At 58.4% G+C, this 19,363-nt stretch carries 16 protein-coding genes, 1 tRNA gene and 1 pseudogene; 2 read left to right on the top strand and 16 right to left on the bottom strand.

Annotated elements, in window-relative coordinates:
- From FHT93_RS35370 to rpsL, 4 genes are all read right to left on the bottom strand, one after another.
- A partial coding sequence (locus tag FHT93_RS35370) for a GTP-binding protein (protein ID WP_018010120.1) occupies window positions 1-93 on the bottom strand: 93 nt, incomplete at its 3' end.
- 66 nt (window positions 94-159) lie between these two features.
- On the bottom strand, window positions 160-2,259 hold the full coding sequence (gene fusA / locus FHT93_RS35365; protein ID WP_112547858.1) for an elongation factor G: 2,100 nt from the start codon (window positions 2,257-2,259) through the stop codon (window positions 160-162).
- Window positions 2,260-2,288: 29 nt separating this feature from the next.
- A complete protein-coding gene (gene rpsG / locus FHT93_RS35360) occupies window positions 2,289-2,759 on the bottom strand; it encodes a 30S ribosomal protein S7 (RefSeq protein ID WP_007817128.1) in 471 nt (156 codons plus the stop codon).
- A gap of 107 nt (window positions 2,760-2,866) precedes the next feature.
- Entirely contained in the window at window positions 2,867-3,238 is a 372-nt protein-coding gene (rpsL, locus tag FHT93_RS35355) for a 30S ribosomal protein S12 (protein ID WP_003547537.1), read from the bottom strand.
- 495 nt (window positions 3,239-3,733) lie between these two features.
- On the opposite strand from rpsL, the gene FHT93_RS35350 reads away from it, so the two are divergent.
- Together FHT93_RS35350 and FHT93_RS35345 are read left to right on the top strand one after the other, a co-directional pair.
- Complete coding sequence (locus FHT93_RS35350) at window positions 3,734-4,027, top strand: transcriptional regulator (RefSeq protein WP_112547859.1); 294 nt, start codon at window positions 3,734-3,736, stop codon at window positions 4,025-4,027.
- A 349-nt stretch (window positions 4,028-4,376) separates the two neighbouring features.
- Window positions 4,377-5,087, top strand: a complete 711-nt coding sequence (locus tag FHT93_RS35345; RefSeq protein ID WP_113117994.1) for a phosphatase PAP2 family protein — start codon at window positions 4,377-4,379, stop codon at window positions 5,085-5,087.
- Window positions 5,088-5,231: 144 nt separating this feature from the next.
- Here FHT93_RS35345 and rpoC read toward each other — a convergent pair whose 3' ends face one another.
- The 12 genes and pseudogenes from rpoC to FHT93_RS35290 all read right to left on the bottom strand — a co-directional run.
- Window positions 5,232-9,443, bottom strand: coding sequence for a DNA-directed RNA polymerase subunit beta' (gene rpoC / locus FHT93_RS35340; protein ID WP_112547861.1), 4,212 nt, complete (start codon window positions 9,441-9,443; stop codon window positions 5,232-5,234).
- Between the two features lie 188 nt (window positions 9,444-9,631).
- Window positions 9,632-13,774, bottom strand: a complete 4,143-nt coding sequence (gene rpoB, locus FHT93_RS35335) for a DNA-directed RNA polymerase subunit beta (RefSeq protein WP_112547862.1) — start codon at window positions 13,772-13,774, stop codon at window positions 9,632-9,634.
- Between the two features lie 259 nt (window positions 13,775-14,033).
- Window positions 14,034-14,414 carry a 50S ribosomal protein L7/L12 gene (rplL, locus tag FHT93_RS35330; protein ID WP_009994538.1) on the bottom strand — a complete coding sequence of 127 codons (381 nt, stop codon included), beginning with the start codon at window positions 14,412-14,414 and terminating at the stop codon, window positions 14,034-14,036.
- A 57-nt stretch (window positions 14,415-14,471) separates the two neighbouring features.
- Window positions 14,472-14,990, bottom strand: a complete 519-nt coding sequence (gene rplJ / locus FHT93_RS35325; RefSeq protein ID WP_112547863.1) for a 50S ribosomal protein L10 — start codon at window positions 14,988-14,990, stop codon at window positions 14,472-14,474.
- Window positions 14,991-15,319: 329 nt separating this feature from the next.
- On the bottom strand, window positions 15,320-16,024 hold the full coding sequence (gene rplA, locus FHT93_RS35320; RefSeq protein ID WP_112547864.1) for a 50S ribosomal protein L1: 705 nt from the start codon (window positions 16,022-16,024) through the stop codon (window positions 15,320-15,322).
- Between the two features lie 4 nt (window positions 16,025-16,028).
- A complete protein-coding gene (gene rplK, locus FHT93_RS35315) occupies window positions 16,029-16,460 on the bottom strand; it encodes a 50S ribosomal protein L11 (protein ID WP_112547865.1) in 432 nt (143 codons plus the stop codon).
- A gap of 176 nt (window positions 16,461-16,636) precedes the next feature.
- Entirely contained in the window at window positions 16,637-17,167 is a 531-nt protein-coding gene (gene nusG / locus FHT93_RS35310) for a transcription termination/antitermination protein NusG (RefSeq protein WP_112547866.1), read from the bottom strand.
- Window positions 17,168-17,184: 17 nt separating this feature from the next.
- Window positions 17,185-17,385 (bottom strand): preprotein translocase subunit SecE, encoded by a 201-nt coding sequence (gene secE / locus FHT93_RS35305; RefSeq protein WP_007817110.1) that lies wholly within the window; start codon window positions 17,383-17,385, stop codon window positions 17,185-17,187.
- 191 nt (window positions 17,386-17,576) lie between these two features.
- Window positions 17,577-17,652: transfer RNA gene (locus FHT93_RS35300), tRNA-Trp, on the bottom strand.
- A gap of 214 nt (window positions 17,653-17,866) precedes the next feature.
- Window positions 17,867-18,760, bottom strand: a complete 894-nt coding sequence (locus FHT93_RS35295; protein ID WP_113017322.1) for an NAD(P)-dependent oxidoreductase — start codon at window positions 18,758-18,760, stop codon at window positions 17,867-17,869.
- Window positions 18,761-18,931: 171 nt separating this feature from the next.
- Complete coding sequence (locus tag FHT93_RS35980; RefSeq protein WP_281413488.1) at window positions 18,932-19,066, bottom strand: hypothetical protein; 135 nt, start codon at window positions 19,064-19,066, stop codon at window positions 18,932-18,934.
- 203 nt (window positions 19,067-19,269) lie between these two features.
- Window positions 19,270-19,363 (bottom strand): annotated as a pseudogene (locus FHT93_RS35290) (elongation factor Tu); the annotation flags it as partial.

Raw genomic sequence — 19,363 nt, 5'->3', positions numbered from 1 at the left:
CGCTGCCGTCAGAGACGTCTTGCCGTGGTCAACGTGGCCGATCGTGCCAATGTTGACGTGCGGCTTGTTGCGCTCAAACTTACTCTTTGCCATTTTCGGCTCTCCATTCTTTGGCCCCGAGGGGCGCTAATTCTTGTTATCGGTCAATTGGTATTCCGGTCACTTCTGACCGGAATACTTTGCCTGGATTTCGGTTGCGACGTTCGACGGGACCGGCGAGTAGTGATCGAAGGTCATCGTGTACTGAGCACGGCCCTGCGACATGGAGCGCAGGTTATCGACGTACTTGAACATGTTGGCCAGCGGGACGTTGGCGTTGATGACAACGGCCACACCGCGGCTTTCCTGACCCTGGATCTGACCACGGCGGGAGTTGAGGTCGCCGATAACGTCGCCGACGTAATCTTCCGGGGTAACAACTTCGACCTTCATCATCGGCTCGAGGAGCTGAGCGCCAGCCTTCTTTGCTGCTTCACGGAAGCAAGCGCGGGAAGCGATTTCGAACGCCAGAACCGAGGAGTCAACGTCGTGGAAGGCGCCATCGATGAGGGTCGCCTTGACGCCCAGCATCGGGAAGCCAGCCAGCGGGCCGGAAGACAGAACGCTTTCGATACCCTTCTGAACGCCCGGGATGTATTCCTTCGGAACAGCACCGCCGACGATCTTGGATTCGAACTTGAAGTCTTCGCCGTCCGGGTTCGGTTCGAAGACGATCTTGACGCGCGCGAACTGGCCGGTACCACCGGACTGCTTCTTGTGCGTGTAATCTTCTTCGTGCTGGCGCGTGATGGTTTCGCGGTAAGCAACCTGCGGCGCGCCGACGTTTGCTTCAACCTTGAACTCACGGCGCATGCGGTCGACGATGATGTCGAGATGCAGTTCGCCCATGCCGGCAATGATCGTCTGACCGGATTCCTGGTCCGTCTTCACCCGGAACGACGGATCTTCTGCAGCCAGACGGTTGAGCGCGAGGCCCATCTTTTCCTGGTCGCCCTTGGACTTCGGCTCGATAGCGATCTGGATGACCGGCTCCGGGAACTCCATGCGCTCGAGGATAACCGGCTTCAGCGGGTCGCAGAGCGTATCGCCAGTCGTCGTTTCCTTGAGACCTGCGAGAGCAACGATGTCGCCGGCAAAGGCTTCTTCGATGTCTTCACGCGAGTTGGAGTGCATCTGCAGCATGCGGCCGACGCGCTCGCGCTTGTCCTTGACCGTGTTCATGACCGACGAACCCTTTTCGAGCTTGCCGGAATAGATGCGAGCGAAGGTGAGCGAACCGACGAAGGGGTCGTTCATGATCTTGAACGCGAGCATGGAAAGCGGCTCGGCATCGTCTGCATGACGCTCGATCTCGGCTTCCGTCTTGAAGTCAATGCCCTTGATCGCAGGAATGTCGAGCGGCGACGGCAGGTAGTCGACAACGGCGTCGAGAAGCGGCTGAACGCCCTTATTCTTGAAGGCAGTGCCGCAGAACATCGGGTGGAACTTGACGTCGATCGTGCCGCGACGAACGAGTTCGCGGATCTTGTCGTTGTCGGGCATGTTGCCTTCGAGGTAGGCTTCCATCGCGGCTTCGTCGATCTCGACAACGGTCTCGATCAGCTTTTCGCGATATTCTTCAGCCTTGGCCTTCATGTCTTCCGGGATCTCAACGACGTCCCACTGGGCGCCGAGCGATTCGTCGCGCCAGATGAGAGCGTTCATCTCGACCAGGTCGATAACGCCCTTGAAGTCGCTTTCAGCGCCGATCGGCAGCTGCATGACGACAGCGATCGCACCCAGACGGGTCTTGATCATCTCGACCGAGCGGTAGAAGTCCGCGCCGGTCTTGTCCATCTTGTTGCAGAAGATCATGCGCGGAACGTTGTACTTCTCGGCCTGACGCCAGACGGTTTCCGTCTGCGGCTCAACACCGGCGTTGGCGTCGAGCAGCGCAATGGCGCCGTCGAGAACGCGCAGCGAACGCTCGACTTCAATGGTGAAGTCGACGTGGCCGGGGGTGTCGATGATGTTGAAGCGGCGCATCTTGCCGTCACGACCCTTCCAGAAGGTCGTGGTCGCGGCGGAGGTGATCGTGATGCCGCGCTCCTGCTCCTGCTCCATCCAGTCCATCGTGGCTGCGCCATCGTGGACTTCACCGATCTTGTGCGACTTGCCGGTGTAATAGAGGATACGCTCGGTGGTCGTGGTCTTGCCGGCGTCGATGTGCGCCATGATACCGAAATTGCGGTAGTCTTCGATCTTATATTCGCGAGCCATTATGGACTGCCTTTCGATATCGTTCGGGATTACCAGCGATAATGCGAGAACGCGCGGTTGGCATCAGCCATCTTGTGCGTGTCTTCGCGCTTCTTGACCGCGGAACCGCGGTTGTTGGATGCGTCGAGAAGTTCGCCCGAAAGACGATCGATCATGGTGGTCTCGTTGCGCTTGCGAGCAGCAGCGATCAGCCAGCGGATAGCAAGAGCCTGGCGGCGCTCCGGACGAACATCGACCGGAACCTGGTAGGTCGCACCACCGACGCGGCGCGAACGGACTTCAACGTGCGGAGCAATGTTGTCGAGCGCGGAATGGAAAACCGTCAGCGGCTCCTGCTTCGACTTGCCCTGTACGGAGTCAAACGCGCCATAGACGATGCTTTCGGCGACGGACTTCTTGCCGTCCAGCATGATGGCATTCATGAACTTCGTAACAACGAGGTCACCGAACTTCGGGTCCGGATTGATCTCGCGCTTTTCTGCTTTATGGCGTCTGGACATACTTCTCGTCTCTTTAACTGTTAAGGCGCTCTACCACGCGGAGGACTTCGCGCAGCGCCGGGGATTTCACTTTCAAGCCTTTCCGGGCGGTATCGCCCGGGGCGAAATTACTTCGGACGCTTCGCACCGTACTTGGAACGGCGCTGCTTGCGGTTCTTGACACCCTGGGTATCGAGAACGCCGCGGATGATGTGATAACGGACACCCGGAAGGTCCTTTACGCGGCCGCCACGGATCATGACGACAGAGTGTTCCTGAAGGTTATGACCTTCACCGGGGATGTAACCAATGACTTCGAAGCCGTTGGTGAGGCGGATCTTTGCAACCTTACGCAGAGCCGAGTTCGGCTTCTTCGGCGTCGTGGTGTAGACGCGGGTGCAAACGCCGCGCTTCTGCGGGTTCTCCTGAAGAGCGGGAACCTTGTTACGCTTTACGTTCGCCTGGCGAGGCTTGCGGATCAGCTGGTTTACGGTAGGCATTCAACCATCCCTTACGTTTGTCTCAGTACCCTTACGGGCTCGAACTTCGCCGTTTCCGGCATTGCCACACATATTTCCCTCAATGCGCAAAATATGGCCCGATCCGCTTCCGCAGATGGACCACATAGAGCAGAGGACGCAAAAAAGATGCGTCATGCGTGCAGCATCATGACTTCAACGTGCGTTTAGAACCTTGTTTGAGGCGATCTTCAGAGCGCGTCGCCCCGAACAGCCAAACCTCACATTGGATCTGATGGCGGGCGTACTACTGGTTTCCACCCAGTTCGTCAAGGCCGGTTAAGAAATAATCTCCGGCTCAATGGCTTGAAAAGCCCGGTAAACGCCCTGTTTCGAGGGTCTTCAGGTCGATTAAGGATGTCACCCAAGATAAACTTGGGCATTGCCGCAAAAACAGATAGGAATCAATATTTGCAGACATCAAGCCCTTATATGGGACCTGCATATTGCGATTCTTAGAGAGCCGAAGGACAAAAGATGATCGGTACACCGGATAACGACAACAATTTCGACGGACCGATGATCTTCATCATCATCGGCAAGGGCTACGAATCCGACACGAGCGAGGGCGTAGACCTGCACGTCATGCTGAAGGCCGCCGATGACGATAGCGCCGTGCGCGAGGCTCTGAACGCGCTCGCCGAGGAAGGCTTCATCGAGGCCGATCTCGACCAGATCGGCATGCTGACCGAAGTCCCCTCCGAAGAGCCGCATGCTTCTGCCTATCAGGGTGCCCTGGACGGCGAAGTTTCGATCATCCGCTTCAGCTAAGCCCATATATAAAGAATAGAGCCTGCGCGCCGGCGCGGGCCTAATCCTCCCGCCCTCGCCTTTCCGCTGGCCGATATCAATGAGCGTGGCGGGCTCCTGCGATACCTTCGCCACCGGCCCAACAAGTTCAACATCCATCCTTCTGCGCACCTCAAAATATACACCGCCGCAGCGCTCTGTCCGCGTTCGGGCATTTTCCGGCAACCGTAGATATCGACTTCCATTTGAGGTGGTCGCTGACAATCCATCTCTCGGCCAGCCGACGTCGCAGAGGCCATGCGAAGTGTCACGCGAACAAAACAATCATTGGCTAGAGCCTGATTGTAATCATTGCCCCAAAGGAGTTACCATGCGGAATATCTCGAAATTCGTCGCGCTCGGCCTTGCGTTTGCTGTCACGATCGCATCGCCGGTTTTTGCCGAAGACAAGGCAAAGCCTTTCACCGATGCCAAGGAAGTCAATCTCCTCGACCTGCTGCCGCCGCCGCCGGCCAATGACTCGGCCAAGACCAAGGCCGAGATCGGTGAGGTCCTGACCATCCAGGTCACCCGCACGCCCGAAATGGTCGATCGCGCCGTTGCCGACGCCGAAGAAAATGTCTGGCGCTATTCCGACGTGATCAACAATCCGAAGTTCACCAAGGAAAACCTGCCGAAGTTCTCCGCTTTCTTCGACCGCGTCGTCGAAACTGAAGCCGCTGTCGTCGATCCGGCCAAGGATGTGTGGAAGCGCACGCGTCCGCACCTGCTCTATCCTGAACTCGTCAAGCCGGTCGTTCCGCTTTCCAAGTCCGGCTCCTATCCGTCCGGCCACACCACAGTCGGCACGCTGATGGGTGTCGTGCTCTCCGACATGGTTCCGGAAAAGAAGGATGCGATCATGGCCCGTGCCTGGGAGTATGGCTGGAACCGCGTCGTCGGCGGCATCCATTACCCGACCGATATCGAAGCCGGCCGGATTTCCGGCATCGTGATCGCCCAGACGATCATGCAGCACGACGACTACAAGGCCGAATATGAAGCGGCCAAGACCGAGCTGCGCAGCGCGCTCGGCCTCTAAGCCTCGTTCAATCACTACCGAGAGGCCGCCGATGACGTTCGGCGGCCTTTTCCATGCTCCATGCCCCCAGCAACCTTTCCGACAAAGTAAAACCGCCCGGATTTCTCCGGGCGGTTTTGAATGTCAGATATGCTGGACCGCCGATTACTCGGCAGCAGGAGCGCTTTCGTTCGCGAGGTCCTGCAGCATCGGCGTTGCCACCCCTGCCCCGGTGCCCTTGCGGCGCTCTTCCAGGATCAGGTCGTCGCGAGCCGTCGCGATGCGGCGGATCTGGGTCATGGTGCCACCGGTACCGGCCGGGATCAGGCGGCCGACGATGACGTTTTCCTTCAGACCCTGGAGGCCGTCGGTCTTGCCGGCGATCGCAGCTTCCGTCAGCACCTTGGTCGTTTCCTGGAAGGACGCGGCCGAGATGAAGGACGGGGTCTGCAGCGATGCCTTGGTGATGCCGAGCAGAACCGGATCGCCGCTGGCAGGCTTCTTGCCTTCCTCGATGAGCTGGTCGTTGACGTCCTCGAGCTCGATACGGTCGACGTTGTCGCCGACGATATAGGTCGAGTCGCCTGCATCGGTGATTTCCACCTTCTGCAGCATCTGACGGACAATCACTTCGATATGCTTGTCGTTGATGACAACGCCCTGCAGACGATAGACTTCCTGGATCTCGTTGACGAGGTAGGAAGCCAAGGCTTCCACGCCCTTGATCGCCAGGATGTCGTGCGGAGCCGGGTTACCGTCGAGGATGTAGTCACCCTTTTCGATATAGTCGCCTTCCTGAAGGTGGAAGGGCTTGCCCTTCGGGATCAGGTATTCGACAGGCTCGACACCGTCTTCTGCCGGCTCGATGATGACGCGACGCTTGTTCTTGTAGTCGCGGCCGAGGCGGATCGTACCATCGATCTCAGCGATGATGGCGTGATCCTTCGGACGACGGGCTTCGAACAGTTCTGCGACACGCGGCAGACCACCGGTGATGTCCTTGGTCTTGGCGCTTTCCAGCGGCGAACGAGCAAGAACGTCACCCTGGGAGACCTTCGTGCCCGGCTCGACCGACAGGATCGCGTCGACCGAAAGCAGGAAGCGGGCTTCGCCACCACGGGAGAGCTTTGCGACATTGCCGCTGGCATCCTTGATGACGATGGCCGGCTTCAGGTCCGAACCACGCGGGGTCGAACGCCAGTCGATAACCTGACGCTTGGTGATACCGGTGGATTCGTCGGTCGCTTCGAGAACAGAGAGACCATCGACGACGTCTTCGAACTGAACGGTACCGGCCACTTCCGTCATCATCGGACGGGTGTAGGGGTCCCACTCTGCCAGACGCTGACCACGCTTGACCTTGTCGCCTTCGTCGACATGCAGCTTCGAACCGTAGGCAACACGCTGCGAGGAGCGTTCCACGCCACGCTCGTCCAGGATCTGAACGGTCATGTTGCGGCCCATGGCAACTAGATTGCCATCGGAGTTGCGCAGGATGTTGCGGTTCTTGATCTGCACCGTACCTTCGTACGAAGCTTCCAGGAACGACTGGTCGACCACGGTTGCCGTGCCACCAAGGTGGAACGTACGCATGGTGAGCTGCGTGCCCGGTTCACCGATCGACTGAGCAGCGATGACGCCGACGGCTTCGCCCATGTTGACAGGCGTACCGCGAGCAAGGTCGCGGCCGTAGCAAACAGAGCAAACGCCCGTCTGGATTTCGCAAGTCAGGGCCGAACGGATGCGGATCGACTGGATACCAGCCTTCTCGATCTCGACGACATCAGGCTCGAGGATCATCTTGCCGGCATCGACGATGCGCTCGCCGGTGATCGGATGGTCGATGTGATCGAGAGCCGTACGGCCGAGGATGCGGGCGCCGAGCGAAGCAACGACCTGACCGGCATCGACGATGGCGGTCATGGTGAGGCCCGTTTCGGTACCGCAATCGACGTGCGTGACGATGCAATCCTGCGCGACGTCGACGAGACGGCGGGTCAGGTAACCGGAGTTTGCGGTCTTCAAGGCGGTGTCTGCCAGACCCTTACGGGCACCGTGCGTCGAGTTGAAGTACTCGTTGACGGTCAGGCCTTCCTTGAAGTTCGAGATGATCGGCGTCTCGATGATTTCACCCGACGGCTTGGCCATGAGGCCGCGCATGCCGCCCAACTGACGCATCTGGTTCGGAGAACCGCGGGCGCCCGAGTGTGACATCATGTAGATCGAGTTCATCGGCTTCTGACGACCGGTCGCCGGATCGAACTCGACAGCCTTAATGCGGGCCATCATCTCTTCGGCGACCTTTTCGGTAGCCTTACCCCAGGCGTCGACAACCTTGTTGTACTTTTCGCCCTGGGTAATGAGACCGTCGTTGTACTGCTGCTCGTATTCCTTCACCAGGTTTTCGGTGTCGTTAACAATCTTGGCCTTGGTGTCCGGGATGACCATGTCGTCCTTGCCGAACGAAATGCCGGCGCGGCAGGCGTGGCTGAAGCCGAGCTGCATGATGCGGTCACAGAAGATGACCGTGTCCTTCTGGCCGCAATGACGGTAGACCGCGTCGATCATCCTGGAGATGTTCTTCTTGGTCATTTCCTGGTTGCAGATATCAAAGGTCACCTTGCCGTTCTTCGGCAGGAGTTCACCGATGAGCAGGCGGCCCGGCGTCGTTTCATAGATCTTCGAGTAGGGCTTGCCGTCCTCGCCGATCGACTTGAAGCGGCCGCGGATCTTGGTGTGCAGAGTCACGACCTTGGTCTCGAGGGCGTGGTGCAGCTCGCCGAGATCGGAGAAGGCCATGCCTTCGCCCGGCTCGTTCTGGTTCATGATCGACAGGTAGTAGAGGCCGAGAACCATGTCCTGCGACGGAACGATGATCGGTGCACCGTTTGCCGGATGCAGGATGTTGTTCGTCGACATCATCAGAACGCGGGCTTCGAGCTGGGCTTCGAGCGACAGCGGCACGTGAACGGCCATCTGGTCACCGTCGAAGTCGGCGTTGAAGGCCGTGCAGACGAGCGGGTGCAGCTGGATGGCCTTGCCTTCGACCAGCGTAGGTTCGAAGGCCTGGATACCCAGGCGGTGGAGCGTCGGTGCGCGGTTCAGCAGAACCGGATGCTCGCGGATGACCTCGTCGAGGATATCCCAGACTTCCGGCTTTTCCTTTTCGACCAGCTTCTTGGCCTGCTTGACGGTCGAGGAATAACCCTTGGCGTCGAGGCGGGCGTAGATGAACGGCTTGAAGAGCTCGAGCGCCATCTTCTTCGGAAGACCGCACTGGTGCAGCTTCAGTTCCGGACCGGTCACGATGACCGAACGGCCGGAATAGTCGACGCGCTTGCCGAGCAGGTTCTGACGGAAGCGGCCCTGCTTGCCCTTGAGCATGTCGGACAGCGACTTCAGCGGACGCTTGTTGGCGCCGGTGATGACGCGGCCACGGCGGCCGTTATCGAAGAGCGCATCGACAGATTCCTGCAGCATGCGCTTTTCGTTGCGGATGATGATGCCCGGAGCGCGCAGTTCGATCAGGCGCTTCAGACGGTTGTTACGGTTGATGACGCGGCGGTACAGATCGTTCAGATCCGACGTCGCGAAACGGCCGCCATCGAGCGGAACCAGCGGGCGCAGATCCGGCGGGATGACCGGAACGACCTTCATGATCATCCATTCCGGACGGTTGCCGGATTCCATGAAGTTCTCGACGATCTTCAGGCGCTTCATCAGCTTCTTCTGCTTGAGATCCGACGTGGTGTCGGCAAGCTCGGAGCGCAGATCGCCAGCGATCTTTTCGAGGTTCATCGATGCCAGCATCTCATAGATAGCTTCAGCACCGATCATGGCCGTGAACTGGTCTTCACCGTATTCGTCGACGGCGAGCATGTATTCTTCTTCCGAAAGAAGCTGATGCTCCTTCAGGGCAGTAAGACCCGGCTCGGTGACGATGTAGTTTTCGAAGTAGAGAACGCGCTCGACATCCTTCAGCGTCATGTCGAGCAGCGTGGAAATGCGGCTCGGCAGCGACTTCAGGAACCAGATATGGGCAACGGGAGCGGCGAGCTCGATATGGCCCATGCGCTCACGGCGAACGCGCGACAGCGTGACTTCGACGCCGCACTTTTCGCAGATGATGCCCTTGTACTTCATGCGCTTGTACTTGCCGCACAGGCATTCGTAGTCCTTGATCGGCCCGAAAATGCGCGCGCAGAAGAGCCCGTCGCGTTCCGGCTTGAACGTGCGGTAGTTGATGGTTTCCGGCTTCTTGATCTCACCGTAGGACCAGGAAAGAATCTTCTCCGGAGAGGCGATCGAAATCCGGATTGAATCGAAATTCTGTGCAGGCACCTGCGGATTGAAAAGATTCATGACCTCTTGGTTCATGCCTGTCTCCTTCATGGGCGAAAGCGCCCTTAGCTTGCGAGGTTGGCGGCAAATTCCCGGGAGCCGCGCCATCGCTTAAACGACAATAACCGCAAAATGCGGCGAAAGCGTCCCTGCCCGGCCAACACGTTACGGGGCCACGGCGGGAACGGTGTGCGCCCTATTAAGGCGCACACCCTATCAAGTGGTTACTCGGCAGCATCCGGCAGCTGGCTTGCGCCCTGCAGGTCCTCGACCTTGGAATTTTCGAGCTCGACCGAGAGACCCAGCGAGCGCATTTCCTTGACGAGAACGTTGAAGCTTTCCGGAATGCCGGCCTCGAAGGTGTCGTCGCCACGGACGATCGCTTCGTAGACCTTGGTGCGGCCGGCAACGTCGTCCGACTTCACCGTCAGCATTTCCTGCAGCGTATAGGCTGCGCCGTAAGCTTCGAGCGCCCAGACTTCCATTTCGCCGAAGCGCTGGCCACCGAACTGCGCCTTACCGCCCAGCGGCTGCTGGGTGACGAGCGAGTACGGACCAATCGAACGAGCATGGATCTTGTCGTCGACCAGGTGGTTGAGCTTCAGCATGTAGATGTAGCCAACCGTAACCTGGCGGTCGAACTGCTCGCCGGTACGACCGTCGTACAGCGTCGACTGACCAGTATCCTTGAGACCTGCCAGACGCAGCATCTCATTGACGTTCTCTTCGTTCGCACCGTCGAAGACCGGGGTCGCGATGGAAACGCCACGCTTCCACTGGTCGGCCAGACGCAGGACCGATTCATCGTCGAAATCCTTGACCTGTTCGGCCTTCGGACCATCACCGACAACGTCGCCGATCGTCTTGCGAAGCGGCTCGATGTTACCGCCGGCCTTGTAGGCCTCCAGCATCTCGCCAATCTGACGACCCATGCCGGCGCAAGCCCAGCCAAGGTGCGTCTCGAGAATCTGGCCGACGTTCATGCGCGAAGGCACGCCGAGCGGGTTCAGAACGACGTCGACATGCGTACCGTCTTCGAGGAACGGCATGTCTTCGACAGGCACGATGCGCGAAACGACACCCTTGTTGCCGTGGCGGCCCGCCATCTTGTCGCCCGGCTGGATCTTGCGCTTCACAGCGACGAAGACCTTGACCATCTTCATGACACCCGGAGGCATTTCGTCGCCGCGCTGGACCTTTTCGACCTTGTCCATGAAGCGCTGTTCAAGGCGCGACTTGGATTCGTCGTACTGGCCACGGAGTGCTTCGAGTTCGCTCTGGACCTTTTCGTCCTCGACGGCGAACATCCACCACTGCGAGCGGGGATATTCGGAGACGACGGCGTTTGACAGCTCGGTGCCCTTCTTGAAGCCCTTCGGGCCTGCAATGGAGGACTGACCGCGCAGCATGTCGATCAGACGGCCGTAGACGTTACGGTCGAGGATCGCCTGCTCGTCGTCGCGGTCCTTTGCCAGACGCTCGATCTCTTCGCGCTCGATTGCCATCGCGCGCTCGTCCTTCTCAACGCCGTGGCGATTGAAGACGCGCACTTCGACGATCGTGCCGTAGGTGCCGGGCGGCATGCGCATGGACGTGTCGCGCACGTCGGATGCCTTTTCACCGAAGATGGCGCGCAGGAGCTTTTCTTCCGGCGTCATCGGGCTTTCGCCCTTCGGCGTGATCTTGCCGACGAGGATATCGCCCGGCTGAACTTCGGCACCGATGTAGACGATACCGGCTTCGTCGAGGTTCTTCAGCGCTTCTTCCGAAACGTTCGGGATATCGCGCGTGATTTCTTCCGGACCAAGCTTGGTGTCACGCGCCATCACTTCGAATTCTTCGATGTGGATGGAGGTGAACACGTCGTCGGCAACGATACGCTCGGAGAGCAGGATCGAGTCTTCGTAGTTGTAGCCATTCCAGGGCATGAACGCGACGAGCGCGTTGCGGCCGAGAGCCAGATCGCCCAGATCCGTCGACGGACCGTCGGCGAGAATGTCGCCGCGGTTGACCTCGTCACCGACGGTGACCAGCGGGCGCTGGTTGACGCAGGTGTTCTGGTTCGAACGCTGGAACTTCTGCAGGCGGTAGATATCGACGCCGGACTTGCCGGCCTCGAGGTCTTCCGTGGCGCGGATAACGATACGCGTCGCGTCGACCTGGTCGACCACACCGCCGCGGCGTGCGCCGATGGCAGCACCGGAGTCGCGGGCGACGACCGGTTCCATGCCGGTACCGACGAACGGCGCTTCAGCGCGCAGAAGCGGAACGGCCTGACGCTGCATGTTCGAGCCCATGAGAGCGCGGTTGGCGTCGTCGTTTTCCAGGAACGGAATGAGAGCGGCTGCGACCGAAACGACCTGCTTCGGCGAAACGTCCATCAGGTTCATGCTGTCGCGCGGGGCAAGCATAACTTCGCCAGCGTGACGGCAGACGACGAATTCGTCGACGAAGGAACCGTCCGACGTCAGTTCGGCGTTGGCCTGGGCAACGTAGTACTTCGCCTCTTCCATGGCGGAGAGGTAAAGTACATCGGTCGTGACCTTGCCATCAACGATACGACGGTACGGGCTTTCGATGAAACCGTACTTGTTGACGCGCGCAAAGGTCGCCAGCGAGTTGATGAGACCGATGTTCGGGCCTTCCGGCGTTTCGATCGGGCAAATGCGGCCGTAGTGCGTCGGATGAACGTCGCGGACTTCGAAGCCGGCGCGCTCGCGGGTCAGACCGCCCGGGCCAAGAGCCGAGAGGCGGCGCTTGTGGGTGATTTCCGAGAGCGGGTTGACCTGGTCCATGAACTGCGAGAGCTGCGAGGAACCGAAGAATTCGCGGACGGCAGCAGCAGCCGGCTTGGCGTTGATCAGATCCTGCGGCATGACCGTGTCGATTTCGATCGAGGACATGCGTTCTTTGATCGCGCGCTCCATGCGAAGCAGGCCGAGACGGTACTGGTTCTCCATCAGCTCGCCGACCGAGCGGACGCGGCGGTTGCCGAGGTTGTCGATGTCGTCGATCTCGCCCTTGCCGTCGCGCAGTTCGACAAGCATCTTGACCACGGCCAGGATGTCGTCCTTGCGCAGGATGCGAACGGTGTCTTCGACGCTAAGGTCAAGACGCATGTTCATCTTCACGCGGCCGACGGCGGAGAGATCATAACGCTCCGCATCGAAGAACAGCGAGTTGAACATGGCTTCGGCCGAATCCATGGTCGGCGGCTCACCCGGACGCATGACGCGGTAGATGTCGAACAGAGCGTCCTGACGGTTCTCGTTCTTGTCTGCGGTCAGCGTGTTGCGGATATAGGCGCCGACATTGATGTGGTCGATGCCGAGAACCGGGATCTCGTCGAAGTGGTTGGCGAGGATGATGCCAAGCGTCTTCTCGTCGATTTCGTCGCCGGCTTCGAGATAGATCTCACCCGTCGAGTAATTGACGATGTCTTCGGCAAGGTAGTTGCCATAGAGGTCGTCGTCAGTCGCCTTCAGAGCCTTGAGGCCCTTGTCGGAGAGCTGGCGGAGCAAACGCGGGGTCAGCTTCTTGCCGGCTTCGACGACGACTTCGCCGGTATCGGCGTCGACCATCTCGGTGATCGCCTTTGCACCCTTCAGCGTTTCCGGCTTGAAGGGAATGCGCCAGCCTTCGCCGTCGCGCTTGTAGAGCGACTTCGTGTAGAAGGTGTCGAGGATTTCCTCGCCGTCCATGCCGAGGGCCATCAGCAACGACGTCACCGGAATCTTGCGGCGACGGTCGATACGGGCATAGACGATGTCCTTGGCGTCGAATTCGATATCGAGCCAGGAACCGCGATACGGAATGACGCGGGCAGCAAAGAGCAGCTTGCCGGAAGAATGGCTCTTGCCCTTGTCGTGGTCGAAGAAGACGCCCGGCGAGCGGTGCATCTGGGACACGATCACGCGTTCGGTGCCGTTCACGATGAACGTACCGTTGTTCGTCATGAGCGGCATGTCGCCCATGTATACGGACTGTTCCTTGATGTCCTTGATCGACTTCGCGCCCGTATCCTCGTCAATATCGAACACGATGAGACGGAGAGTAACCTTCAGCGGCGCAGCATAGGTCAGGTCGCGCTGGCGGCATTCATCGACGTCGAACTTCGGCGGCTCGAATTCATAGGACACGAACTCCAGCATGGAAGCGCCGGAGAAATCGGTGATCGGGAAAACAGACTTGAAGACAGCCTGGAGGCCTTCGTCGGGACGACCGCCCTTGGGCTCTTCAACCATCAGAAACTGGTCGTAGGACGCCTTCTGAACCTCGATGAGGTTCGGCATTTCTGCGACTTCGGGGATTTTACCAAAAAACTTGCGTACGCGCCTGCGACCATTGAACGAAAGGGTCTGAGCCATCGTCGCTCCTTCAAAAATTGCATCCGGGCCTGCAACGGACGGGAACCGATGGCCAGTCGATCCCGTCAACCAATGAGTAGTTCAACCTCGTCCCACCTCCCGAAACAGCCAGGCCGGATTGCCTTGGTGCCTCGGTTCGAGACCATGCTCTTGAAGAACCCATTACCCAAAAGCCGTTTTCACGCGGCTTTTGGGTAATTCGTTCAAAAAAACGGCAAATGGGAGACGGCAAACACCGCCTCCCAAAAGCAGTCCAAGATTACTTGACGTCAGCCTTTGCGCCAGCGTCTTCAAGCTTCTTCTTGATGTCAGCAGCTTCAGCCTTGGAAACGCCTTCCTTGACAGCCTTCGGAGCGCCTTCGACGAGGTCCTTGGCTTCCTTGAGGCCGAGACCGGTGATGGCGCGGACTTCCTTGATGACGTTGATCTTGTTGGCGCCGGCATCCGTGAGGATGACGTCGAACTCGGTCTTTTCTTCTTCGACCGGAGCAGCAGCACCTGCACCACCAGCAGCGGCAGCAACAGCTACCGGAGCAGCGGCGGAAACGCCCCACTTTTCTTCGAGCAGCTTGGAAAGCTCAGCGGCTTCCAGGACGGTCAGCGAGGAGAGGTCATCAACGATCTTTGCGAGATCAGCCATTTTTCTAGTTCCTTTTGTTCGGTTCGAACTGTTGAGTTTGTACAGCGAAAAACCGCCTTAAGCGGCTTCGTCCTTCTTGGCGTAGGCCGCGAACACGCGGGCAAGCTGGCTTGCCGGTGCTGCAACAACCCCAGCGATGCGGGTAGCCGGTGTCTGGATCATGCCCAGCAGCTTCGCACGCAGCTCATCGAGCGAAGGCAGGGTCGCAAGCGACTTGACAGCTTCAGCATTGAGCGTGGTTGTTCCCATGGCGCCACCGAGAACAACGATCTTGTCGTTGGTCTTGGCGAAATCCATGACGACCTTCGGAGCGGTGATCGGATCATTGCTGTAAGCAATGAGGGTCTGACCTTTGAAGAGATCGGAGATCCCTTCCGCTTCCGTACCCTGAAGGGCAATTTTGGCCAGGCGGTTCTTCGCGACTTTGACGGTGCCGCCAGCAGCGCGCATCTTCGAACGAAAATCGTTCATCTGTGCGACTGTAGCACCAGCATAGTGGGCCACGACAACCGAGCCCGATGCCTTGAAGACATCGTTCAGTTCCGTGACGAATTCGCGCTTTTCCGCTCTTTCCACTGCCTATCTCCAGTTGGCGGGACCGTTGAACGGCCCCACCGGGTTGCCTTTGCCTCCTGGGATCAGAATAGATCCCAAGCGACGCTTGAGGATCCTGTCCCCTCGCGCTCCGCGCCAGTAAAGGCAAAAGAGGCACAAGGCATCCAAGGCTCGAACCGATTTCCTAGAAGCATAACTTCATGCAATTCGGGTCTTACCCGTCTCATGCAGGCAACAGTGATTAAGGGAAAACCACCTGCAATCTCGGACAGGATTCCGGATTTCTCCGGAATATTCCGGCCCCTTTACGAGGCCGGAATTCTTGTTATCAGGCCGAAGCCCGATGAAACTTAAGCAGCGGTAACCGCTGCGGTGACCGAGCCAACTTCGATCTTGACGCCCGGACCCATGGTCGAGGAGAGCGCTACGCGCTTGACGTAGTTGCCCTTGGCGCCAGCCGGCTTTGCCTTGATGACGGCGTCAGCGAAGGCACGGATGTTTTCTTCCAGAGCCTTGGCATCGAAAGATGCCTTGCCGATGCCGGCGTGAACGATACCAGCCTTCTCGACGCGGAACTCGACAGCGCCGCCCTTGGAAGCCTTGACGGCACCAGCGACATCCATCGTAACCGTGCCAACCTTCGGGTTCGGCATCATGCCACGCGGGCCGAGAACCTTACCGAGGCGGCCGACGAGCGGCATCATGTCCGGGGTTGCGATGCAACGATCGAAATCGATCTTGCCGCCCTGGACGATTTCAACGAGCTCTTCTGCGCCAACGACGTCTGCGCCGGCAGCCTTGGCTTCATCAGCCTTGACGCCGCGAGCAAAAACAGCGACGCGAACCGTACGGCCGGTGCCGTTCGGCAGGTTGACGACGCCGCGGACCATCTGGTCTGCGTGACGCGGGTCAACGCCGAGGTTCATCGAAACTTCGATGGTTTCATCGAACTTTGCGACAGCACGTTCCTTGACCATGCCGATGGCGGTCGTCAGAGCGTAGAGCTTGGTGGGATCAACACCTTCGTTGATCTTCTGAGTGCGCTTGCCTGCCATGGTCTTAACCCACCACTTCCAGGCCCATGGCGCGGGCAGAGCCCTCGATCATCGCCATTGCACCTTCGATATCTGCTGCATTCAAGTCCTTCATCTTGGCTTCGGCGATCGTCTTGATCTGAGCCTTGGTGAGGGTACCAGCCTTTGCGCCCTTGCCCGGGGTCTTGGAACCGGACTGGATCTTCGCTTCCTTCTTCAGCCAGTAGCTGACCGGCGGCTGCTTCATGACGAAGGTGAAGGACTTGTCCTGGTAATAGGTGATGACGACCGGGATCGGCATACCCTTTTCCATTTCCTGCGTAGCCGCGTTGAACGACTTGCAGAATTCCATGATGTTAATGCCACGCTGACCAAGTGCCGGGCCGATTGGCGGGGACGGGTTTGCCGATCCTGCCTTGACCTGCAGCTTGAGCTGGCCTGCAACTTTCTTAGCCATATCTCTCTGCCTTTCACTGATGGCCGGTCACCCGGCCCTGATGCCGGATCGCTCCGGCGGCTGCGGTTGCGTGGTTCGGATCCTTGAGGCCCGGCTAAGACCCCTCACCTTCCACGCGATGCGGCATTTGCCGCACGAGGATCAGCCGCAAGCGACTGAGCCTCGATCCCAAAAAATCAGACCTTCTCGACCTGAGCGTATTCCAGTTCGACCGGGGTCGCGCGACCGAAGATCGACACTTCCACCTTCAGGCGCGAACGCTCTTCGTCCACATCCTGAACCGTCCCGTTGAACGAGGCGAACGGACCGTCGGATACACGAACCTGCTCGCCGATCTCGAAGGTAACGGAAGCCTTCGGCCGTTCGACACCTTCCTGAACCTGACCGAGGATGCGATCGGCCTCAGAATCCGGAATCGGAACCGGCTTGTTGTCAGAGCCAAGGAAGCCCGTGACCTTCGGCGTATTCTTGATCAGGTGATAGGCCTCATCCGTCAGGTTGGCGCGAACCATGACATAGCCCGGGAAGAACTTGCGCTCGGAATCGACCTTGCGGCCGCGACGCACTTCCACCACCTTTTCGGTCGGCACGAGAATCTTCTCGAACAGGTGCTCAAGCCCCTTCTGGCGAGCCTTGTTCTCGATGTCCTCAGCCACCTTCTTTTCAAAATTGGAATATGCGTGGACGATGTACCAACGTGCCGCCATTTTCATCTCCACCCGTATCAGTTGCCGGTATTGAGCACGAAGCTCAGCGCCCAGCCAATCAGCTGGTCCGCGGCAAAGAAAAACAGCGCAGCAAAAACAACCATAAACAGCACCATAACCGTCGAGATCATCGTCTCGCGGCGCGACGGCCATGTAACTTTAGACGTCTCCGTGCGAACCTGCTGCAGAAACGCGAATGGATTGGATTTGGATGCCATCGACTGCCCACGCAATTACGGCGCGTAAAGCTGAAACTATCAGCCCCACGCACCGCGTGTCTGTTGAACCCTAAATAAACATCGATTTCCCGATACACAAGAGGGAAACTGATGTTTAACGAAATTTGTCGCCATATGCTCAATCCTCGCCGGAACGCTGCGAGACGTCCGCGCTGTCCGTTCAAGGAAAATGGCAGGGGCAGAGGGGCTCGAACCCCCGACCTGCGGTTTTGGAGACCGCCGCTCTACCAACTGAGCTATACCCCTTTACGCTTTGCATTCAGCCTGTTGACCTTGCGATCATGAGCCGGTGAAAAGCATGGCGCTCCCTTTAAGGCGGCGGCTCGGGATATGCAAGAGCGATTTTCGATTTTCGGGATCATTCTCCGCAGGCAATCGAAAGAAGTCCCCTGCAGCAGCACATTTGACGACCGGACGCGAAATCGAACGCGTCCGGCCGCGTGACTTTCTGCAGTGAAACTCACACTTTCACGTATTTCCGCCAGTCGTGTTCTTCCTTGAAGCCGAGCACTTCGCGAATCTTCCGGTTGGAAAGCAAGCCCTCATATTCGCCGATCTCACGGGTGAACGGCACATTCGGGTAGAATCGCTTGGCGAGCTCTCGAGACGGCGTATTGGCCGAGACCGTGTCGTTGGCGGCATTGAAGACCTGGAAGCCCAATCCATCCTTCTCAATGCAGCGGTGGACGATCTGTCCGAGATCTCGCGCATCGATATAGCTCCAGGCGATGCGCTTGCGCGTTTCCGGATTGGCGAAATAGGTCGGAAACCTCTCGTATTCATGCGGCTCGATGACGTTGCCGATGCGCAACGCGTAAATATCGAAGCCGGACCGCTCAGCAAAAGCACGAGCGGTCTTCTCATTCAGGACCTTGGAAAGGCCGTAGGAATCCATCGGATTGACATCATAGTCCTCATCCAACGGGAACTGGTGGAAATCGCGATGACCTTCGGCGAAGCAGACGCCGTAGGTCGTCTCACTCGATGCGACGATGATCTTCCGGATACCGAGCTTCACGGCCGCCTCGATGACATTATAAGTGCCCATCGTGTTAATGCGGAAGGTCTCGTTATCAGGCTTGATAAGGATGCGCGGCACTGCCGCGAAATGCACAACGGCGTCGAAAGGCTGAACACCCTTGCCCGCGTCCAGATCCGGAAAATCCCGGTGCATGGAAAGCACGTTGAACATCTGGCCACTGTCGGTGATGTCGGCAGTGAGATTGGTGACACCCGGGCTTTCGAGCGGCACGAGATCGACGTTATGAACCTCATATCCGGCATTGACGAGCCACGGCACGGCATGACGTCCCGCCTTGCCCGAACCGCCGGTGAAGAGAATGCGCTTTTTCATGGAATATCCTCCGCGTCATGAAATCGGAGGCATAGATAAACTCTTCCGCGCGAAGAGCAAGCGAGCGTCTCGTCAGCAGGTTCAAACCTACTCTGGCCAGGGGCTTCCAACTGGAAGCGCCTGCCCTGCCATTTCAATCACCGCCGGACGCTCCGGCGGCTCGCTACGCAACTATTTAACGACGCTTATTTCGTCTATCTGCACGCCAGCTGCCTGAACAACTTCCTGCGGAATTGCAGCGATGAAAAACATCGTGAAAACATACATCGCGAAAATCGTCGCAACGAATGTAGCCTTGTGAATCATCCTACTCTCCTCTCTACAATGAGGAGTCTGGACTAAAAATGCCGGAACGCAAAACGCTTTCTGAACGCTAGATGAACAAAATACTGTTATGGGACATCTTAACGATATTTTTACAACATCTCATGAGCGTTTCCGCATGCCGGAAAACGAAAAAACCCCGCCGTTTCCAGCGGGGTTTTTCCTAAAATCGGGGATAATTCCGATTACTCGATGATGGAAGCAACGATGCCTGCACCGACGGTGCGGCCGCCTTCGCGGATAGCGAAGCGAAGCTTTTCTTCCATCGCGATCGGAACG

The organism is Rhizobium sp. BK379 (genome assembly GCF_014193955.1).
GTDB lineage: Bacteria > Pseudomonadota > Alphaproteobacteria > Rhizobiales > Rhizobiaceae > Rhizobium.
The sequence above is the reverse complement of the archived record's forward strand: the minus strand, read 5'-3'. Positions and strand labels throughout refer to the sequence as shown.